Genomic DNA, 18,590 nt, shown 5'->3' on the forward strand with positions numbered 1-18,590 from the left:
ACGTAGTTGGGGGAAAGTTCAGGAAAGAGGTTGCTAAAGCGCGCTTCATGAATTCACATCACCCGCGCCCATCCCCGTCGTTTAAAATGCACCGTCTCGAACGCTTCGATCTGCGCCAGCGACTGAAGCGTCAAATCGACCGTATCCATTCCCTCCATCACCATGCGTTTATGACGCGCGCCGATGGAATACGCATATCGCTTACCCGATGCCGACACCACCGTCTGCCCTTCCAGATCGATGGAAATAACAGCACCCGGCGTCTCGGTCACTTCACGCGCAAGCATATCGACGACATCGCGTTCCAGTTGCACGAGCAGCAAGCGGTTATTCATCGCGTTCGAATAGAAAATCTCCGCGAAACTCGGCGCAATCACCGCAGCAAAACCATATTGCTGCAAACCCCACACCGCATGCTCCCGGCTGGAACCACATCCGAAATTCGCGCCGCCAATCAGAATGCGCGCCTTTGCAAACTCCGCCCGATTGAGCACGCAATCCCCACGCGGCGCGCCGTTTTCATCGAAACGCAAGTCGTACAGCAAACCATCCGCTAGACCCGCCTTGTCGATAATGCGCAGAAACTGCTTCGGCATGATCTGGTCGGTATCCAGGTTGTCGATGGACAACGGCGCCGCGCTGCCTGCAATCTTCGTCAGTCGCGTCATGATGCCTCTCCCATGAGCGTTCGAACGTCGGTGATACAGCCGGTCATCGCGGCCGCGGCCGCCATTGCCGGGCTCATCAGATGCGTGCGGCCGCCACGTCCCTGTCGACCTTCGAAGTTGCGGTTGGTGGTCGATGCGCAACGCTCGCCCGCGTCCAGCACATCGTCGTTCATGGCAAGGCACATCGAGCAGCCAGGCTCGCGCCATTCGAAACCCGCATCGATCAGCGTCTTCGCCAGACCTTCGCGCTCCGCCGCGCGTCGCACGCTGCCCGAACCCGGCACGATCATCGCGCGCACGCCGGGCGCCACGCGCTTGCCGCGCACGATGTCCGCCACCACGCGCAGGTCTTCGATACGCCCATTCGTGCACGAGCCGATAAACACACGGTCGATCCGCGTTCCCGCCAACGAACGGCTCGCCGTGAGCCCCATGTAATCGAGCGCACGTCGCAACGATGCCGCCGCTTCGGGGGTGGCCTGCGCGGCTTCGTCGGGAATGGGCTCGTCTATCGCGACGGCCTGATCCGGACTCGTGCCCCATGTGACAAAAGGTGCGATGGCATGCGCGTCGAAGCGATATTCGGCATCGAAGGTCGCATCTGCGTCGGAGTAGAGTTCGCGCCAGTCCGCGAGTGCGGCTTGCCAGGCGGCCTCATCGAGTGATTTTGCATGGGCGCGCACATAGTTGAACGTGGTCCGATCCGGCGCGATGAGCGCGGCGCGCGCGCCCGCCTCGACGGTCATGTTGCACAAGGTCATGCGCGCCTCGGCCGACAGCGACGCAATGGTCGATCCACCGAACTCGACAGCATAGCCACGCGCGCCTTGTGCGCCGATCTGGCTGATGATCCAGATCACCACGTCCTTGGACGACGTGCCGTAAGGCAGCGCGCCATCGATATCGATGCGCATGGTTTTCGCCAGCCGATAGACGAGCGTCTGCGTGGCGAGCACATGCTCCACTTCCGATGTGCCAATTCCAAAGCCCAACGCGCCAAGCGCGCCGTATGTCGTGGTGTGACTGTCACCGCACAACACGACCATGCCCGGACGAATGAGCCCGAGTTCCGGCGCCACGATGTGTTCGATACCCTGCAAGGGATCATTGGCCGCGAGAAGCCGGATGCCCGCGCGCTCGCAATTGCGCGCGAGATTTTGCGCCTGCAGATACGACGCCTCATCGCGAATCACGCGCGGCGACTCGGCGTGCGTCGGAATGATGTGGCTCACGACCGCAAGCTGCTGATGCGGGCGTCGCACCGCGCGGCCACGCGCATCGAGCGCGCTGAACGCTTGTGGACTGGTGTACTCGTTCATCAAATGCAGATCGACATAGAGCAGCACGTTCTGTTCGTCGATACGCGAGACGAGGTGAGATTCGACGAGCTTCTGGTACAGGGTTCGGTTCGACATGGCGTTAGTTCGTCAGAAAGGGCAGGACGTGCTCGAGCAAGATCGCCGGCGCTTCCTCGGGAATGTAGTGACCGCAAGGCAGCGCTTCGCCCTCGACTTGCGGCGCGTAAGCACGCCATTCGCGCAGCGGATCGAAGCATTGTTCGATGACGCCCTCCTCACCCCACAGCGCCATGAATGGGCATTCAATTCGCTCGTTCGAAGCCAGCGTCGCGCGGTCATGTTCGAGGTCGATGCTCACGCTCGCGCGATAGTCCTCGCAAATGCCATGCGCCGTGGCGGGATCGGACAAGCAGCGCAGATACTCGGCGTAAGCCTCTGCCGTGAACGGCGCGAGACCCGCGCTGCGCGCGCCGATGGTCTGCCTGAGATACAGGTCCGGGTCCGCGCGAATGAGCGTTTCCGGAAATGGCGCGGGCCGCACGAGCATGAACCAGTGCCAGTAGGCACGCGCGAAATCGAACGAGGTCTGCTCGTACATGGCGAGCGTCGGCGCCACGTCGAGCGTGACCAGACGCGTCACGACAGCCGGATGATCCAGCGCCATGCGAGCCGCGACACGCCCGCCACGGTCATGTCCGATGACCGCGAACGACGCATGGCCCAATGCGCGCATCAGCCCGACCTGATCGAGCGCCATGCGGCGCTTCGAATAATTCGAGTGATCGGGCGCGCCTGCGGGTTTGTCGCTGTCGCCATAGCCGCGCAAGTCGGCGGCGATCACCGTGAAATGCTCGGCGAGTGCCGGCGCCACTTCGTGCCAAATCGCGTGCGTCTGCGGATGCCCGTGCAGTAGCAGCAACGCGGGGCCTTGGCCGCCCTTGATCGCGTGAATCCTGATGCCATCGACGGAAATCGATAGCTCATCGAAGCCTTCGAACATGGTTGTCTCCCAACGTTGATTCGAGTCTAATTGATGCCTTACGAGATTGGGTTTCCTCGAAAGCATTTCGGTCGTAACCGGCAGGAACGAATCAGGCAGATTTGGAGCGATGCGAGATGGATGGCTTTTCTGACCTCAACCTGTTTGCGCTTGTGGCGCGGCATCGCAATCTGGCTGCGGCGGCGCGCGAGTTGGGTGTGACACCGCCAGCCGTGAGCAAGCGGCTCGCGCAACTGGAGCGGCGTCTGGGCGTGCGTCTGATGAATCGCACGACGCGGCGTCTGAGCCTCACGCCCGAGGGCGAGTTGTACCTGTCGAACGGCTCGCGCATTCTCGATGAGCTCTCGGAACTCGAACAGCTCGTCACGCAAAGTCGCGGCGAACCGACTGGTCTTCTGCGTGTGAACGCGTCGTTCGGATTCGGGCGGGCGCGTATAGCGCCTGCGGTGTCGGAGTTCATTGCGCGCTATCCGGCGATGAAGATCGTCCTGCATCTGACGGACCGTCCGGTGAGTCTTCAGGAAGAAGGTTTCGATGTCGGCATCCGCTTCGGCGAAGTGCCGGACGCGCGCATCAACGCGCGTCTGCTGCTGGCGAATCGGCGCATCTTGTGTGCATCGCCGGCTTACGTCGCGCGGCATGGCCGACCATCGGCGCCGCATGATCTCGCGCGTCACGCGTGCATCGTGTTGCGCGAAAACGAGTCGGCTTACGGCACGTGGCATTTCTCGCGCGGCAAGCGCACGGAGACGGTCAAGGTCGATGGCTCGTTATCGAGCAACGACGGCAGCGCGGTGTTGCAGTGGGCGCTGGACGGTCGCGGCATCGCGACGCGCTCGCAATGGGAGATAGACGAACATCTTGCGCGCGGTGAGCTCGTTTCCCTGCTCGATGAATGGGCTTTGCCGGACGCGAACATTCACGCCATTTATCTCGAACGCAATCAGCTTTCGGTCAAGCTCAGGACGTTCGTGGAATTTTTGGGGGAGTATTTGCGCGGGGCGTGATAGTCGTTTGAGCTTACCGTAGCGGCACATCTTCCGGCCAAATGATTTAGAGCGGCTTGGAATTTGGGTCCCGAATTCGTATCGGCCCGCTGGCCAGGGCCGGTTGCCCCGTCATTCGATCGATGCGAACCTTGGCTTTGTTGACCGCATTTGGAATTACTCATTGGTGGCGGGTTTGATTCAGCGCAATTGGCACACCGCCGTTGTCGATTTCCGCTCCACTAATCCGTCGTCAGTGAACCTCATCAAAAGGATTTGCCATGAAATACCTCGGCCTCGCCTACTTCACCCCCGAAAAGTTCGCCGCGATGACACCGGACGAAATCAAGGCGCTAGTGAGTCAATGCCCGGCATTGGACGAGAAGATGCGTGCCACCGGCAAGGTCGTGGTTTCCGCCTCACTCGGCGATCTGGAAAACTGGAAGACGCTTCGCCCACTTGGTGGCACGACACGCGTTACCGACGGGCCTTACACCGAAGCGAAGGAAGTCGTGGGCGGCATGTTCATCATCGAGGCAGATAGTCCTGACGAGGCGGTGCGCATCGCGTCCATGCATCCGGCCGCGACATTGGGCGAAGAAGGCGGATGGGCCGTCGAGCTTATTCCCCTGGATTTTTATCTGGCACCATGAGTTGAACTGCTGCGCGGCGCTATTTCTCCGCAATGCCGTGACCCTTACCGCAGACAATGACCGGAAAAAACGTTTTCCCTATAGGTCAAACTTTCGTTCATCTTCAGGTTTTCTCGAGGCTGCCGTAAGCGTTGCAATGACTGCTCTTTCGTCACCGCACTCTTGGTCTAAGCGCGCGGAGCCTGCCGTTGCTCCCTGACCGATAGCGGACGACCGACAAAGCGCGGACATGGACGTCATGCTCGTACTCGCGCCACGGCGCCTACCCTGAAGACTCCGACTGAATCGCTCAATTCTTTGCTTTGAGAGGACGTATATGACTGCTTCCGTTCTGATCGTTGGCGCCGGTCCAGTCGGCATGACGCTCGCCTCCGAACTCGCCCGCTACGGTGTCCACGCGCGCATCGTAGACAAGGCGCCGCACCGTACCGATAAATCCAAAGCCATGGTGCTTTGGAGCAGGACGCTCGAATTGCTCGACCGGGGCGAAGGCGGCGCCGCGCCGTTCGTGAACGCAGGATTTAAGATCGACGGCGTCGTCTTCATGGCGCAGGACGAGGTGGTCGGTCGGGTTGCAATGGACACGATCCCCAGCACGCACAACTATGCGCTGGCACTGCCGCAATCCGAGACCGAGCGTTTGCTGGAGGAGCGTCTGGCGAGCCAAGGCGTATCTATCGAGCGCGGCGTCGAAGTAACGATGATCACGCCCGATGCCTCTGGCGCGGATGCGGTGTTGCGCCATCCGGACGGCCGCGAAGAGGCCGTGCGTGCTGACTGGCTGCTTGGTTGCGATGGCGCGCACAGCATCGTAAGACACGCCTTGAACGTGCCTTTCGAGGGCGAAACGCTGCTGAGCGATTGGTTCCTTGCTGACGTTCACATGACGGGGTATCCGCGCCCTGACACGGACGCTTCTGTCCACTGGCATAAGGATGGCGTCTTGCTGATTTTTCCCATCCAGGCTGGCCGTTACCGCGTCATCGGCGACTTGCCGGCGACGGCAGATAAGGTTCCACCGACGCCAACGCTCGCACAGGTGCAGCAGCTCGTAGACCGGCGCGGCCCGGCCGGTACCAAACTCCACGATCCCGTATGGTTGTCCGGCTTTCGCATCAACGGTCGCAAGGTGACGGGCTATCGACACGGCCACACGTTCCTTGCGGGGGACGCAGCGCATATTCACAGTCCCGCTGGCGGTCAAGGCATGAACACCGGCATGCAGGATGCGATCAACCTTGCCTGGAAACTTGCACTCGTGCTGCGCAACGAAGCGGACGAGTCGCTCCTCGACACCTACAGCCCGGAGCGCAGCGCGGTTGGCGACGAGGTACTGAAAGCCGCGGAACGACTGACATCGGTCGCCACGCTTCGCAACCCGATTGCACAGCGTTTGCGCAACCTTGCCGGGCACTTTGCGTTGGGCTTCTCGCATTTCACCCGTGGCGTTGCTCAAACCATGTCGGAAGTGACGGTCCACTATCCGCATAGCCCGCTCAACGGCCCGTCCGTGCATGGGATGAAGCCTGGCGAACGCGTTGCGCCGACGTCCGACCACGCACCAGCAGGATCAGGCGTGCGGCCGGTATTCGCGCTGTTCGCGGCGCCGACTGCGGCAGTGAAGCAATTGATCGACGCCTATCCGGGCCTGCTCGACGACAACGTCCGACCACCATTGCAGGCCGACACGATCTCGCTCGTGCGGCCCGATGGATATCTCGCCTGCTCGGCTAGTGAAACAGATACGATTGCCGCGTATCTCGATCGTTTGACGGCACGGCATGGCGTTCCTGCCTGATCCATTCGTCGCTTGATCGGGGGAGAAGCATTCTCCAGCATTGACCGGCTTGCCGCGAGTGGTGGCGGCAAGCTGGCTGCATGTTGCTTGACAGCCGTTCGCTGAACACTGCACGAAAACGCCGGCTTCTCGCAAAGGCTGCGAATCAGTCATTCACAGCCTCATACCGTGTTACTGCTCACCAAGCGCACGCCAAATCAACGCTCGCCCGGCAGCATCGCTAGATGCGTGGGCTAATCGTGGAACGGAACCCAGAGCATTTTTACATCGACGTTGAGCATGCCCGACTGTACTGTCGGATCATCGGTTGCTATTTTTCGGGCATCCGCAAGATCAGCAGCCTTGAAGATCGTCATGCCGCCGTCCGCCAGAACACCGGAGAGACCGCCGGCTTTCTCCATGAACGGACCGCTCATCACGGTCAGCCCTTTGTCCTGCATCTCGGCCATATAAGCCACGTGTTTCATGAAGTCCGGTTGCTCGTTGTACTTCACGCTTTGAATCCACTTCGGACCCGGCGTTTGAAACGCCACGAAATAATGAGGACCATTTTCATCGACCATTTTCTACTCCTGGGAAGGCTATTCGAAAGAGCACTTGTCACTAAGACGCGATGCGTTGCCGGAGCAAGTCATCGAAAAGTGCCTGAAGGGGAGGAGTTCGGCGAATGACGCCTCGACTCCGACTTCTGCCTGTCGCCGTATATTCTTTCGCGGCGGCTTGAAATCAAAGATAGTCTCGCGCGGACGCTTTCGGTAGAGGGCGTGTTGGCATAGGACGTATTCAGTCTCCGAATAGCGTCGCTTGCGCTATCCCCACGAGAGTTATCGAACCTTCAACCGGGGATCGGCGGCGAACAGGTCCGCTAAAAATTCGATGAAAACGCGGGTCCTGCCAGGCAACTGCCTGCTTCCGGGCCACACTGCGTTGATCGGAAAAGGCGCGGGCCGAAATGCCTTGAGAAGCGGTACGAGCCTGCCCTCCTCGACGTCCCGCGAATAAAGCCAGCCCGCGTTATGCCCAATGCCCAAGCCCGCAATTACCGCCGCTCGGACATATTCGGCGTCGTTGCTTCTTAATGGACCTTGCGGCACGTGTTCCTTCGCGCCGTCGGGGCCGGCAAACGGCCAGACTCGCGGAGAGTCGCGAGACATCAGAGCAATGCATTCGTGATTGACGAGATCATCTACCGTCTTTGGCACGCCCATGCGTTCGGTATAAGCCGGCGAAGCGACAGTAAGGTACTCGGTGCTGCCAATTCGACGCGCAATTTGAGTCGAGTCGCTCAGCGGACCAATCCGTATGGCGACGTCGATGCCTTCTTCAATCAGATTGATGTAGCGCTGCGCAACCGTGAACTCGACGCGGACGTCCGGGAACTGAGCGCAAAAGCGCGGCAGGTGCGGAACAATGCACATACGCCCAAAGGCTGGAGACAGGGCAACCCGCACCATGCCGGACGGCGACGCTTCGCCACTGCCGACGCGAGCCTCGACATCGTCCACGCTCTCGACGATCGCAACCGCACCTTCGTAGAAGCTTTGGCCCGCCTCTGTCAGGCCCAGGCCTCGCGAGCTTCGGCGCAACAGTTGCGCGCCGAGCCGTGCTTCGAGACCCGCAATCGTCTTGCTTGCCGTTGGCTGACTGATTCCGGCCGCACGCGCCGCCTTCGAGAAGTTGCCGGTGTCGGCAACACGGATGAAGAGCCGCATGACATCGATTCGATCCACTGGAACTTTCCTCCTACGATATAAACGCGGCGGGACGAACGAGAAACGCAAGGCATCAGCACGGCTTATGGCATGCAGTTTATAGCTGGGTGATTCCTCCGTCCGCGATCAGATCGATGCCTGTGCTGTAGCTGCTTTCGTCCGAGGCGAGGAACAGCGCCGCCGCGGCCATCTCGTCAGCGCGGCCGATTCGGCCCAGTGGCGTGATCTGCTTGAACATTGCTCGTGCGCCGTCCGCCTCTTCCTTCGAACTGAACAGGCCGTCTACGATCGGCGTTTCGATCATTCCCGGACTCAGCGTGTTGACGCGAATGCCGCGGCCTTTGAATTCCGATGCCCAAGTCCGCGTGAACGAGCGGATCGCCGCCTTCGTTGCGGCATATACGCCGAAGTCCGGGAATCCCTTGATGTGCATCCCGGAAGAAACGATGACGATGGAGCCGTTATCGCGCAGCAGCGGCAGCGCCTTTTGCACCGTGAAGAACGTGCCCCGTGCGTTGATGCCGAAGGTCTTGTCGAAGTGTTCGGGTGTCACGGACTCTGTTGGCAACACCTCGACAAACCCCGCACTCGCGACGACGATGTCCAAGCCGCCTTTCGCGCGTCGCACCGTCTCGTAGAGGCGGTCGAGATCTTCAAGACTCGAGATGTCGCCTTGAACAGCCGTTACGTTCGAGCCGATGACAGCCTTCGCCTTGTCGAGTTCAGTTTGACGACGCCCCGTAATGAAGACATACGCGCCTTCCGCGACGAACCGCTTTGCGGTTGCGAGTCCAATCCCGCTACTTCCGCCCGTGATGACCGCAATCTTGCCTTGAAGCTTACCCATGATGATTCTCCGAATGACGTGGATGGTGCTCGACGCAAAGCTAGCTTCGCGACAAGCCGAGGCAAGAGAATGGAGTTGGCGGGCATGGATGAACAGAGGGGGCGGCGGCATAGCACGTATGCCGCGCAGGCATGAGGTACAGGGAGACTCGAAGGACGGCAAGGGCCTATGTTTTGAGTTGGACGAATCTCGACGGTTTCCGCCCGCGCATCGGGGCCGATCGAACACGAGCGCGTGGAAAACAGCCGACCGCCGCTCACAAAAACCTCCAACGCGCGGCCACCGTGCGAATCGGCAACGACCGTGCGCCTTACGGAAACCGCCGCCTTCGAAAGCCCTAAGCTCCATTCAATCCAACCGCACGCCGGCGCGCCAGTGCGTCACTCGAAACCATTGGAAACCGTCATGCGGATCGTCCGACTCGCCTTGAAAAGACCGCACACTTACATCGTGCTCGCCGTGCTGCTTGTCATTCTCGGCTCGGTCGCGATCGTCCGTACGCCGACGGATATTTTCCCCATCGTCAGCATCGGCTGGTCGGATAACGGCAGTTGATACGGCAAACGCCTGCACCAACCCATCGGCAAGGAAACATGGCTCACGCAACCGAACCCGCGCCCGAGGAAGCAAGGCATCCTCTGCGCTTTCACGCACCCCACGCGCATCTGTCGAGCGTGTTCGGCAACGACTGGTTCGCATTGAAGGCCGAAGCCTTCGCGCGCTTCTTCGGCACGCCCACGTTTCTCATCGCGCAGACGCTGATCGTGGGCGGCTGGATCGTGGCGAACATGCTCGGCATATCGCGCTTCGATCCGTATCCGTTCATTCTCCTGAACCTCGCGTTCAGCTTGCAGGCCGCTTATGCCGCGCCGCTCATCTTGCTTGCACAAACGCGTCAGGCCGATCGCGACAAGGCGCTCGCTGAAGCCGACGCGCATCATCGCGAAGATATCGCGCTCGCGTGCCAGCAACGTGAAACCGAGCTTGCGCGCGAGACGTCGCAGATGGCCGAACTCCTTCGACGCAACACCGAACTCACCGAGCTTACGCGCCAGTTGGCCGAGCGCATCGAAACGTTGACGCGCGAGCTTCACGAGCATCTGACACCAACCCGGCACTTCTGAAGCAACCCGATTCCCGCGCGTTCGTCTGCCTGCTTTTCACACGCTCGTCAATTTTGACAAACCCCTACCGTCATTTTTGATTGTGCATTATGTGTTGTGCATCGCAATAACCGACGACTCGCGAGGATTGAAGATGAACCCCACCGAAGCACCCGCGCGTGCGGCGTCGCCCGACGCGAACCGGCTGCACGTGCGCCAGTTGAGTCACACATTCCAGACCGCCGACGGCGTGAGCACCACCATCTTCGACCGCCTGGACTTCGCCGTGCGCGAAGGCGAGATCGTGTCTATCGTCGGGCGCAGCGGCGCGGGCAAGAGCACGCTCTTCAACCTGGTTTCCGGCCTGCTGACGCCGCAATCCGGCCACGTAACGATAGGCGCGCGCGCCGACGGCTCGCCCGGACGCATCGCTTATATGCTGCAAAAAGACCTGATGATGCCGTGGCGCACCGTGCTGCAAAACGCGCTGCTCGGCGTCGAACTGTATCGCAAGGTGCGGCCCGACGACGTGACTCGCGCTCGCGACATGCTCGCGCGCTACGGTCTTGCAAGCGTCGCCGACGCATATCCGCATTCGCTGTCGGGCGGCATGCGTCAACGCGTGGCGCTCACTCGCACGCTGCTCGTCGAGCCGACGCTCGTATTGCTCGACGAGCCCTTCTCCGCGCTCGACTACGAGACGCGCCTCGCGCTCGAAGACGACATCATCGCGCTGCGCGAGCAAACCGGCACGAGCGTGGTGCTCGTCACGCACGACATCGAGGAAGCCATTGCCATGAGCGACCGCGTGATCCTGCTCGGCGGGCGCCCCGCACGCGTGCAGGACGAAATCGACATCACGCTGAGCACGCACGGCCCGTGCACCGCCGTCTCCGCGCGCGAAGCGCCCGAGTTCCGCGCCTATCACGCGCGCGTCTGGAACGGCTTGCGCAGCGGCGCCACCGTGCAATCCGACTCACGTACACCACAAGGAGCCGCACATGAGTGAAGCCGTGCTGTCCACCACCGTCACGCCCGGAAAGACCACGCGCCGCGCGCCGCGCAAGCTCGGCACGACTGGCGCCGTGATCGGCATCGTCGTGTTGCTGGTGGCGTTGTGGCAATTCGCCGTCGCCTCGGGCTGGATCAACGGCAAGCTGCTCGGCTCACCCGCCGGCATCTACGACGCCGCCGTGTTCGGGCTGTCGCAAGGCACGCTCGCATCCGATACCTGGGTCACGCTCTACGAGACGCTCGCGGGTCTTGCCATAGGCAGTGCGCTTGGGATCGGGCTCGGTTTGCTGCTGTGGTTCCTGCCCGCGATCTCGGGCGTCGCCGAAGGCCTCTCGGTCATCCTCAACAGCATTCCGAAGATCGCGCTCGGGCCGCTCATCGTCATCTGGTTCGGCTCGGACGCGTCGTCGAAAATCTGGCTCGCGGCGATCTCCACTTTCGCCGTCGCGATGATCTCTTCATGCGCCGCCGCGCGCGAAGTCGATCGCGATTTGCTCAACCTCTTCCGCTCGTTCAAGGCGCGGCGCTCGATGATCTTCATGAAGCTCATCGTGCCGAGCGCGTTGCCGTGGATCTTCTCGACACTGCGCGTGAACATCGGCTTCGCGCTGATCGGCGCCGTGGTCGGCGAGTACATCGCGTCGCAAGCGGGGCTCGGGCACGCCGTGTTCGTCGCGGGCTCGCTCTTCGATCTGAACACCGTCTGGCTCGGCATCATCGTGCTGACCTTGATGGCATCGGTTCTTAGCTGGATCGTTCAATTTGCTGAAGCAAAGATCATTTCATGGAAGAGAAAATGAAGAAAAACGTTCTGCTCACGGGTGTCGCGGCTGCCTGCATGGCCGTCTTTGGATTGCAAGGCGCACAGGCGCAATCGTCCGAACCGGTCGTCGTCTATCAGGCATTCCAGTCGATTCAATACTTGCCGCTCTATGTCGCCATCGACAAGGGCATCTTCACGAAGAACGGCCTCACCGTGCAGAAAATCACGGCGGGTAGCGGTGCAGCGGGCGTGGCGGCGGTGATCGGCGGTCACGCGGACTTCTCGTTGCAAGACCCGATGACCGCGATGCTTGCAAACCTAAAGGGCGCGTCGCTCATCAACGTGGCCAACGTCGTGGCCGGCGTGCCGGTGTGGGTGATCGCGCCGCAGGATTCGCCGGTCAGGAATCTGAAGGACTTGAACGGCAAGAGCGTCGCCACGGCCTTGCCGCCTTCTACGAGCACATACCTGCTGCAACGGCTCATCAACGACGAAAAGCTTGCCGACGTGAAGATGAATACCGTGCAGATCGGCACCGAACTCGCGCCTGTCACGGCGGGACGTTCGGAAGCGGCAGCGCTGTACATGCCGCAAGCGGAAACCGGCATCTCGCAAGGCTATCGCATCGTGTATGCGTTTCCGAAGGCTTATCCGGGCGGCTATGCGTTCTCGACCCTCGACACGCTTACGTCCACGATCAAGAACAAGCCGAAGATGGTGGAGGCCTTCGTGAAGTCGATAGGCGAAGCCGAAGCGCTGATTCAGCAATCGCACGATACGGCCAAGGCCGTGGCGCGCACGGAGTTCCCGTCGCTCGACCCGAAGATCGTGGATTCGGCGGTGCAGCGTCTGATCGATCAGAACATCTACGCACCCACGCCTGAAATATCGGAACAGGCGTTCAAGAACGCGCTCGCGTTGCAGGAATCCATCGGCAACATCAAGCCCGGCGCGATTACCTATGCGGGCGGCGTCGACAACTCGTTCGCGGCAGCTTCGGTGAAGGCCAAGTAAGCGATGACCGATCAGCCTCGCTCATTGCTCGCGACTCTCTTCGCGAATCGCCACGACGAAGCGGCGGTGAGCGCCACCTTGCAAGAGGCGCAGACGCGCGCCGACTTGCTCGATCCGTGGCTGCGCGCCTTCGTGCATCGTCCGGATGTCTATAGCGTGCGCGATGCCGTAACGGCCCCGCTTGCGGGCGTGCCAATCGGCGTGAAGGATCTCGCCGATACGCACGACATGCCCACGTCCTATGGTTCGGCGATTTACAGCGGCCATCGTCCGGCTCATGACGCGCGCATCGTCGCTTCCATTCGCGCGCTCGGCGGCATCGTTTTGGGCAAGACCGCGACGACGGAGTTCGCCTGGCGCGGTCCCGCCGCGACGGTCAATCCGTGGAACCGCGCGCATACGCCGGGCGGTTCGTCGAGCGGCTCGGCGGCGGCGGTGGCAGCGGGCATCGTGCCGCTTGCCATCGGCACGCAGACGGTCGGCTCGGTCATTCGTCCGGCTGCTTATTGCGGCGTGGTCGGCTACAAGCCCACGTATCGCAAGATCGCGACCGAAGGCGTGCATCCGCTTGCTGCTTCGCTCGATCACATCGGCTTCTTCGCGCGCTCGGCGGAAGATGTCGCGGTAGCCCATGCCCTTTTCGTCGATGCCGCGCCCGAGACCATCGCCGACAAAGCCTCCTGGCGCGCCTATTTCGATGGCGGCAACGGAGCGCCCCGGCTTGGCGTCGTACGCACGCCATTCTGGGACCAACTGATCGCGCCGCATCAACGCGCGAGCTTCGAGGCATCGCTGCAACGTCTGCGCGAAGGCGGCGCGCGTATCGTCGAACTGGACTACGGCGCGGACCTGCAACAGATGCGCGAAGCCACGCTGACGATACTCGCGATCGAAGCGTATCGCGCTATTGGCGACGCGGCCGCGCGCAAGCCCGAACTGATCAGCGAGCACATGCGCGCATTGCTTGCCGAGGGTGCCGCCATGTCGCTCACACGCTATCAGGACGCGTTGCTGTTGCAAGCCGAACTGCGCGTGCGTTCGCAGCAGTTGCTCGAAGGTTGCGACGCGCTCGTGACCTTGCCATCGAGCGGCGCGGCGCCCGAAGGTCTCGGCGATACGGGCGACGCACGCTTCTGCGCGCCGTGGAGTTTGATGGGTGCGCCCGCCGTCACGGTGCCGTCCGGTTGGACCGACGCGGGCTTGCCGCTCGGCTTGCAACTCGTCGGCGGATATGGCGACGATCTGAAGCTGCTCCGCATCGCTGCATCGGTCGAAGGCATGCTCGGGTTCGAGCGACGCGCGCTGCCCGACTGAACACACAAATCAAGGAGACGACGTTGAGCCAGCCATTTCGCACCATCGCGCAATATGTTCTCGGCACGCTGCGCGCGGAAATCTTGCAGGGTATTTATCCGCCGAACACGCGGCTTCGCCAGGAGGAAGTGGCCAAGCGGCTCAACGTCAGCACGACGCCTGTGCGCGAGGCGTTTCGCGACCTGCGCGCTGAAGGGCTGGTCGCTATCGATCCGAACAAGGGTGTCGTCACGCGTGAACTCACTGCCGCCGATGTCACCGAGATCTACGAACTGCGCATGGTGCTCGAACCGATGCTCGCCGAACGTGCCTGCGCCAACGCAAGCGAAACGAGTCTTGCCGCCGCCGAAGCCGTGCATCAGACGATGTGCGCGACGACCTCTTCCGAGACCTGGGCTATTCTCAACGAAGAGTTCCATCAGCATCTGATGGGGAGCGAAACCGGCACGCGCCTTTTCGATCTGGTCGAAGGGTTGTCGCTCGTCGCACGGCCTTATGTGTCGCTGTCGATGTACGTCAAGGGCGATATCATGGACAGCAACAATCACGAGCACGCGGGCTTGCTGCATGCCTACCGCGCGCGCGATGGCCGCGCCGTGCACGAGCAGACACGCGCGCACCTCGAAAACACGCGCAATGCCATAGCCGCGTGCGTCGAACAATCTTTCGCCCAAGCGGCGGCCTGATCGATCATGGATGACACGCTCGCTTCTCTTTCCGCTGTCGATGCACGCAGGCTCATCGCCACTCGCGAAATCTCGCCGGTGGAATTACTCGATGCGAGCATTGCGCGTATCGAGGCCCTCAACCCTTCGGTCAATGCGATGGCCGCGACATGCTTCGAGCGCGCACGCATCGAGGCACGGCACGCGGAACACGCGCTCATGCGCGGCGAAGCGCCGGGCTTGCTGCATGGTCTGCCCATCGGCGTGAAAGACCTCGAAGAGACCGCGGGCGTGCTCACGACATATGGCTCGGCGATGTATCGCGACCACGTGCCCGAGGCCGACAACGCCATGGTCGCGCGCATTCGCGCGGCGGGCGCCATCGTCACGGCCAAGACCAATACGCCGGAAATGGGCGCGGGCGCGAACACGCGCAACGTCGTGTGGGGCGCAACCGGCAACCCCTTCGCGCCGTTGCTCAACGCGGGAGGATCGTCGGGCGGGTCGGCAGTTGCGCTTGCCACCGGCATGTTGCCGCTGTGCACGGGCTCGGACACCGGCGGCTCGTTGCGCATTCCGGCTGCGTATTGCGGCGTCGTGGGCTTTCGGCCATCGCCGGGACTCGTGCCTGGCGATCGCAAGGACCTGGGCTGGGCGCCCATCACCGTCAGTGGACCAATGGCGCGTACCGTCGCGGACACGCGTCTGTTGCTCGCCGCGCAAGCGGGCTTCGATGCGCGCGATCCGCTTTCCCACGAAGTCGATGCCGATACCTTCACGAAGCATCGTCCAATCGATGCCGCTACGTTGCGCATCGGCTTCACGGAGGACTTCGGCACCTGCGCGCTCGACGACGCCACGCGCGCCACCTTTCGCAAGAAAATGGCAGCCGTCGCGCGGCATGTCGCGGTGTGCGAGCCGGTCGATATCGACATGCGTGACAGCGACCGCTGCTTCGACGTGATCCGCGCGCAGAACTTCGTCGCGCAGTTTCGCGAAGCCTATGAGCGCGATCGGTCGCTGCTCGGCCCGAACACGCGCGCGAACTACGGAATGGGCGTGAAGATGACGCTCGCCGATGTCGTGGGCGCGCACGTCACGCAGACCCGCTTGTACCGGCGCTTTCAGGAACATGTGCAACGGTATGACGTGATCGTGTCGCCGACCACTTCCATTACGCCATTTCCATGGTCGCAATGGCATCTGGAAGCGATCAACGGCCGGCCGCTCGACACGTACTATCGCTGGCTCGGACTCACATACGTCATCTCGATGATGACCAATCCCGCGCTCTCGTTGCCTTGCGGAATGGATCACGCGGGCATGCCCTTCGGTCTGCAACTGGTCGGCGCGCTGCGTGGCGACGCGCGCGTGCTCGATATCGCCGAAGCACTCGAAACCGCGTTCGCCGGGGACGAATCGCTCGAGCGCCCGACGCCCGACTTGAGCGCCTTGCGCGCGCCGGTGCCGCAATTGAAGTCGATCGTGACGCATCCGCCTGTCATCGTCTGAAGGGAAGGTGTGGGCGATTCGTGAAGCGTCGTCTAGACTGCAGGTTCTTCCCATTCGCGAGGAGATGCACGGTGTCCCGGAATAACGACGCAACGTTTTGGCGCAACGCGAAGCAGCATCTGATCCGCTACGGCGGCACGTTCGAACCCATGATCATCGAACGTGCGAAGGGCAGCTTCGTCTACGACGCGGATGATCGTCCCATTCTCGACTTCACCTCGGGACAGATGAGCGCGGTGCTCGGCCACAGCCATCCCGAGATCGTCGCGGTCATCAGCGAATACGCCGGCAAGCTCGACCATCTCTTCAGCGGGATGCTTTCGCGGCCTGTCGTCGATCTGGCGACGCGCCTCGCCGACATCACGCCCGAAGGCCTCGACCGCGCGCTGTTGCTCAGCACGGGCGCCGAGTCGAACGAAGCAGCTATCCGCATGGCGAAGCTCGTCACCGGCGGTTATGAGGTCGTCGGCTTCGCGCAGTCGTGGCACGGCATGACCGGGCACGCGGCCGCCGCGACCTACAGCGCGGGCCGCAAGGGCGTGGGCCCGGCTGCGGTCGGCTCGTTCGCGATTCCGGCTCCGTTCACTTACCGGCCGCAGTTCGAGCGCAACGGCGCCTACGATCACCTCGCGGAACTGGACTACGCGTTTGCACTCATCGACCGGCAGTCGAGCGGCAATCTCGCCGCGTTCATCGCGGAGCCGATCCTGAGTTCGGGCGGCATCATCGAATTGCCCGAAGGTTACATGGCAGCGCTCAAGCGCAAGTGCGAGGAGCGCGGCATGCTGCTGATTCTCGACGAAGCGCAAACGGGCATCGGCCGCACGGGCAACATGTTCGCGTGCCAGCGCGACGGCGTCACGCCCGACATTCTCACCTTGTCTAAGACACTCGGCGCGGGGCTGCCGCTCGCGGCCATCGTCACGTCGGCGGCCATCGAGGAGCGCGCGCACGAACTCGGCTATCTCTTCTATACGACGCACGTGTCCGACCCGCTCCCCGCCGCCGTCGGTCTGCGCGTGCTGGACGTCGTCGAGCGCGAAGGACTCGTCGCGCGTGCGAACATCATGGGCGAAAGACTCAGGCGCGGCTTGCAAAATCTGATGGAGCGCTTCGACTGTATCGGCGATGTTCGCGGACGCGGTCTTCTGCTCGGCGTGGAGATCGTCAAGGATCGCCGCACCAAGGAGCCCGATGACGGCCTCGGCGCGAAGATCACGCGCGAGTGCATGAATCTCGGCCTCAGCATGAATATCGTGCAGTTGCCGGGCATGGGCGGCGTGTTCCGCATTGCGCCGCCGCTGACCGTGCGCGAGGAAGAGATCGACCTCGGTCTCGATTTGCTCGGACAAGCCATTCAGCGCTCGCTCTGAGCGGGTCAATCTTCCAACCGGATCAACCCATGAGCCTTTTCGATGAAGACAGGATCGACTGTCATTGCCATATCTTCGATCCTGCGCGCTTTCCGTATCGCGACGACACGCCGTATCGCCCTGAAGGTCAGGAACTCGGCACCGCCGCGCAACTGATTCGCGTAATGGATGCCTACGGCGTGCGTCATGCGCTGCTGGTTGGCCCGACGAGCGGCTACCGGACCGACAACCGTTGTCTCGTCGACGCGTTGCAGACTTACCCGGCGCGGTTTCGCGGCATTGCGGTGGTGGATAACGACATCGGCCGAAGCGAACTGACTGCGCTGCGCAATGCGGGTGTGGTCGGCGTCGCGTTCAACCCGGCGATGGAAGGCGTCGAACTCGTGCTGAATGCAGGCGAGCTTTTCGCGTCGCTCGCGGACCTCGAGATGTTCGCGCAGGTTCAGGTGGTTGGCGATCAGATGGCGACGCTCGAGCCCTGGCTCGCGCGGCAACCGGTGAATGTCTTGATCGATCATGCCGGCCGGCCCGATAGCGCGGATGGCATCGATCAGAAAGGCTTTCAGGCGGTGCTTCGGCTCGCAGAGACCGGGCGCGCGACGGTCAAATTGTCGGGCTGGCAAAAGTATGCGCACGAAGCGTATCCGTATGAGGACGTGTGGCCCTACGCTCACGCGTTGTTGCGCGCATTCGGACCGGAGCATTGCATTTGGGGCTCCGACTGGCCGTTCTTGCGCGCGCCAGAGCGGATGGATCATGGGCCGCTGCTTGCGCTCTTCGAGAAGATCGTCCCGGACGCGCAGGTCCGGCGGCAGATTCAGTGGGAGACGCCGCGTCGGCTATTTGGCTTTTGAAAGCGTGCGCCCGAAC

The 18,590-nt window shown here is 62.1% G+C and carries 19 protein-coding genes; 13 read left to right on the forward strand and 6 right to left on the reverse strand.

Features of this window, described 5'->3' with window-relative positions; translation table 11 throughout:
- Window positions 1-53 precede the first annotated feature (53 nt).
- Genes leuD through QCE79_RS16355 form a run of 3 tightly spaced genes read right to left on the reverse strand, consistent with a single transcriptional unit; the run spans window position 54 to window position 2,966 of the window.
- Window positions 54-668, reverse strand: coding sequence for a 3-isopropylmalate dehydratase small subunit (leuD, locus tag QCE79_RS16345; RefSeq protein ID WP_309845996.1), 615 nt, complete (start codon window positions 666-668; stop codon window positions 54-56).
- Window positions 665-2,083 carry a 3-isopropylmalate dehydratase large subunit gene (leuC, locus tag QCE79_RS16350; RefSeq protein WP_309845999.1) on the reverse strand — a complete coding sequence of 473 codons (1,419 nt, stop codon included), beginning with the start codon at window positions 2,081-2,083 and terminating at the stop codon, window positions 665-667. The genes leuD and leuC overlap by 4 nt, the downstream gene beginning before the upstream one ends.
- Window positions 2,084-2,087: 4 nt before the next feature.
- Window positions 2,088-2,966: an alpha/beta fold hydrolase gene (locus tag QCE79_RS16355; RefSeq protein WP_250494857.1), complete on the reverse strand. Its 879-nt coding sequence runs from the start codon at window positions 2,964-2,966 to the stop codon at window positions 2,088-2,090.
- A 116-nt stretch (window positions 2,967-3,082) separates the two neighbouring features.
- Here QCE79_RS16355 and QCE79_RS16360 point away from each other — a divergent pair, with 116 nt between their 5' ends.
- The 3 genes from QCE79_RS16360 to QCE79_RS16370 all read left to right on the forward strand — a co-directional run bounded on the left by QCE79_RS16360 (window position 3,083) and on the right by QCE79_RS16370 (window position 6,403).
- Window positions 3,083-3,973 carry a LysR family transcriptional regulator gene (locus tag QCE79_RS16360; RefSeq protein ID WP_244831649.1) on the forward strand — a complete coding sequence of 297 codons (891 nt, stop codon included), beginning with the start codon at window positions 3,083-3,085 and terminating at the stop codon, window positions 3,971-3,973.
- 260 nt (window positions 3,974-4,233) lie between these two features.
- On the forward strand, window positions 4,234-4,605 hold the full coding sequence (locus QCE79_RS16365) for a YciI family protein (protein WP_244831651.1): 372 nt from the start codon (window positions 4,234-4,236) through the stop codon (window positions 4,603-4,605).
- Between the two features lie 316 nt (window positions 4,606-4,921).
- On the forward strand, window positions 4,922-6,403 hold the full coding sequence (locus QCE79_RS16370; protein WP_309846007.1) for an FAD-dependent monooxygenase: 1,482 nt from the start codon (window positions 4,922-4,924) through the stop codon (window positions 6,401-6,403).
- 233 nt (window positions 6,404-6,636) lie between these two features.
- On the opposite strand, the gene QCE79_RS16375 is transcribed toward QCE79_RS16370, so the two are convergent.
- From QCE79_RS16375 to QCE79_RS16385, 3 genes are all read right to left on the reverse strand, one after another.
- The gene (locus QCE79_RS16375) at window positions 6,637-6,966 is read right to left on the reverse strand and encodes a YciI family protein (protein ID WP_244831655.1); all 330 of its coding nucleotides are present in this window, start codon (window positions 6,964-6,966) and stop codon (window positions 6,637-6,639) included.
- Between the two features lie 261 nt (window positions 6,967-7,227).
- Window positions 7,228-8,184 carry a LysR family transcriptional regulator gene (locus tag QCE79_RS16380; RefSeq protein ID WP_309846009.1) on the reverse strand — a complete coding sequence of 319 codons (957 nt, stop codon included), beginning with the start codon at window positions 8,182-8,184 and terminating at the stop codon, window positions 7,228-7,230.
- Between the two features lie 28 nt (window positions 8,185-8,212).
- Window positions 8,213-8,962: an SDR family NAD(P)-dependent oxidoreductase gene (locus tag QCE79_RS16385; RefSeq protein WP_250511355.1), complete on the reverse strand. Its 750-nt coding sequence runs from the start codon at window positions 8,960-8,962 to the stop codon at window positions 8,213-8,215.
- 234 nt (window positions 8,963-9,196) lie between these two features.
- Here QCE79_RS16385 and QCE79_RS16390 point away from each other — a divergent pair, with 234 nt between their 5' ends.
- From QCE79_RS16390 to QCE79_RS16435, 10 genes are all read left to right on the forward strand, one after another.
- Window positions 9,197-9,517, forward strand: coding sequence for a hypothetical protein (locus tag QCE79_RS16390; RefSeq protein WP_309846013.1), 321 nt, complete (start codon window positions 9,197-9,199; stop codon window positions 9,515-9,517).
- A gap of 38 nt (window positions 9,518-9,555) precedes the next feature.
- On the forward strand, window positions 9,556-10,086 hold the full coding sequence (locus QCE79_RS16395) for a DUF1003 domain-containing protein (protein ID WP_244831662.1): 531 nt from the start codon (window positions 9,556-9,558) through the stop codon (window positions 10,084-10,086).
- Window positions 10,087-10,219: 133 nt separating this feature from the next.
- Complete coding sequence (locus tag QCE79_RS16400) at window positions 10,220-11,074, forward strand: ABC transporter ATP-binding protein (protein ID WP_309846016.1); 855 nt, start codon at window positions 10,220-10,222, stop codon at window positions 11,072-11,074.
- On the forward strand, window positions 11,067-11,879 hold the full coding sequence (locus tag QCE79_RS16405) for an ABC transporter permease (protein WP_244831665.1): 813 nt from the start codon (window positions 11,067-11,069) through the stop codon (window positions 11,877-11,879). Before QCE79_RS16400 ends, QCE79_RS16405 begins: the two co-directional genes overlap by 8 nt.
- Window positions 11,876-12,856 carry an ABC transporter substrate-binding protein gene (locus tag QCE79_RS16410; protein WP_250494863.1) on the forward strand — a complete coding sequence of 327 codons (981 nt, stop codon included), beginning with the start codon at window positions 11,876-11,878 and terminating at the stop codon, window positions 12,854-12,856. Before QCE79_RS16405 ends, QCE79_RS16410 begins: the two co-directional genes overlap by 4 nt.
- 3 nt (window positions 12,857-12,859) lie before the next feature.
- Window positions 12,860-14,170: an amidase gene (locus tag QCE79_RS16415; RefSeq protein WP_309846021.1), complete on the forward strand. Its 1,311-nt coding sequence runs from the start codon at window positions 12,860-12,862 to the stop codon at window positions 14,168-14,170.
- Window positions 14,171-14,193: 23 nt separating this feature from the next.
- On the forward strand, window positions 14,194-14,856 hold the full coding sequence (locus QCE79_RS16420; protein ID WP_309846024.1) for a GntR family transcriptional regulator: 663 nt from the start codon (window positions 14,194-14,196) through the stop codon (window positions 14,854-14,856).
- Window positions 14,857-14,862: 6 nt separating this feature from the next.
- The gene (locus tag QCE79_RS16425) at window positions 14,863-16,347 is read left to right on the forward strand and encodes an amidase family protein (RefSeq protein WP_309846027.1); all 1,485 of its coding nucleotides are present in this window, start codon (window positions 14,863-14,865) and stop codon (window positions 16,345-16,347) included.
- 71 nt (window positions 16,348-16,418) lie between these two features.
- Window positions 16,419-17,720 carry an aspartate aminotransferase family protein gene (locus tag QCE79_RS16430; protein WP_309846028.1) on the forward strand — a complete coding sequence of 434 codons (1,302 nt, stop codon included), beginning with the start codon at window positions 16,419-16,421 and terminating at the stop codon, window positions 17,718-17,720.
- Between the two features lie 29 nt (window positions 17,721-17,749).
- The gene (locus QCE79_RS16435) at window positions 17,750-18,574 is read left to right on the forward strand and encodes an amidohydrolase family protein (protein WP_309846030.1); all 825 of its coding nucleotides are present in this window, start codon (window positions 17,750-17,752) and stop codon (window positions 18,572-18,574) included.
- The last annotated feature ends 16 nt before the right edge of the window (window positions 18,575-18,590 follow it).

The sequence above is a fragment of the Caballeronia sp. LZ003 genome (genome assembly GCF_031451465.1).
Lineage (GTDB): Bacteria > Pseudomonadota > Gammaproteobacteria > Burkholderiales > Burkholderiaceae > Caballeronia.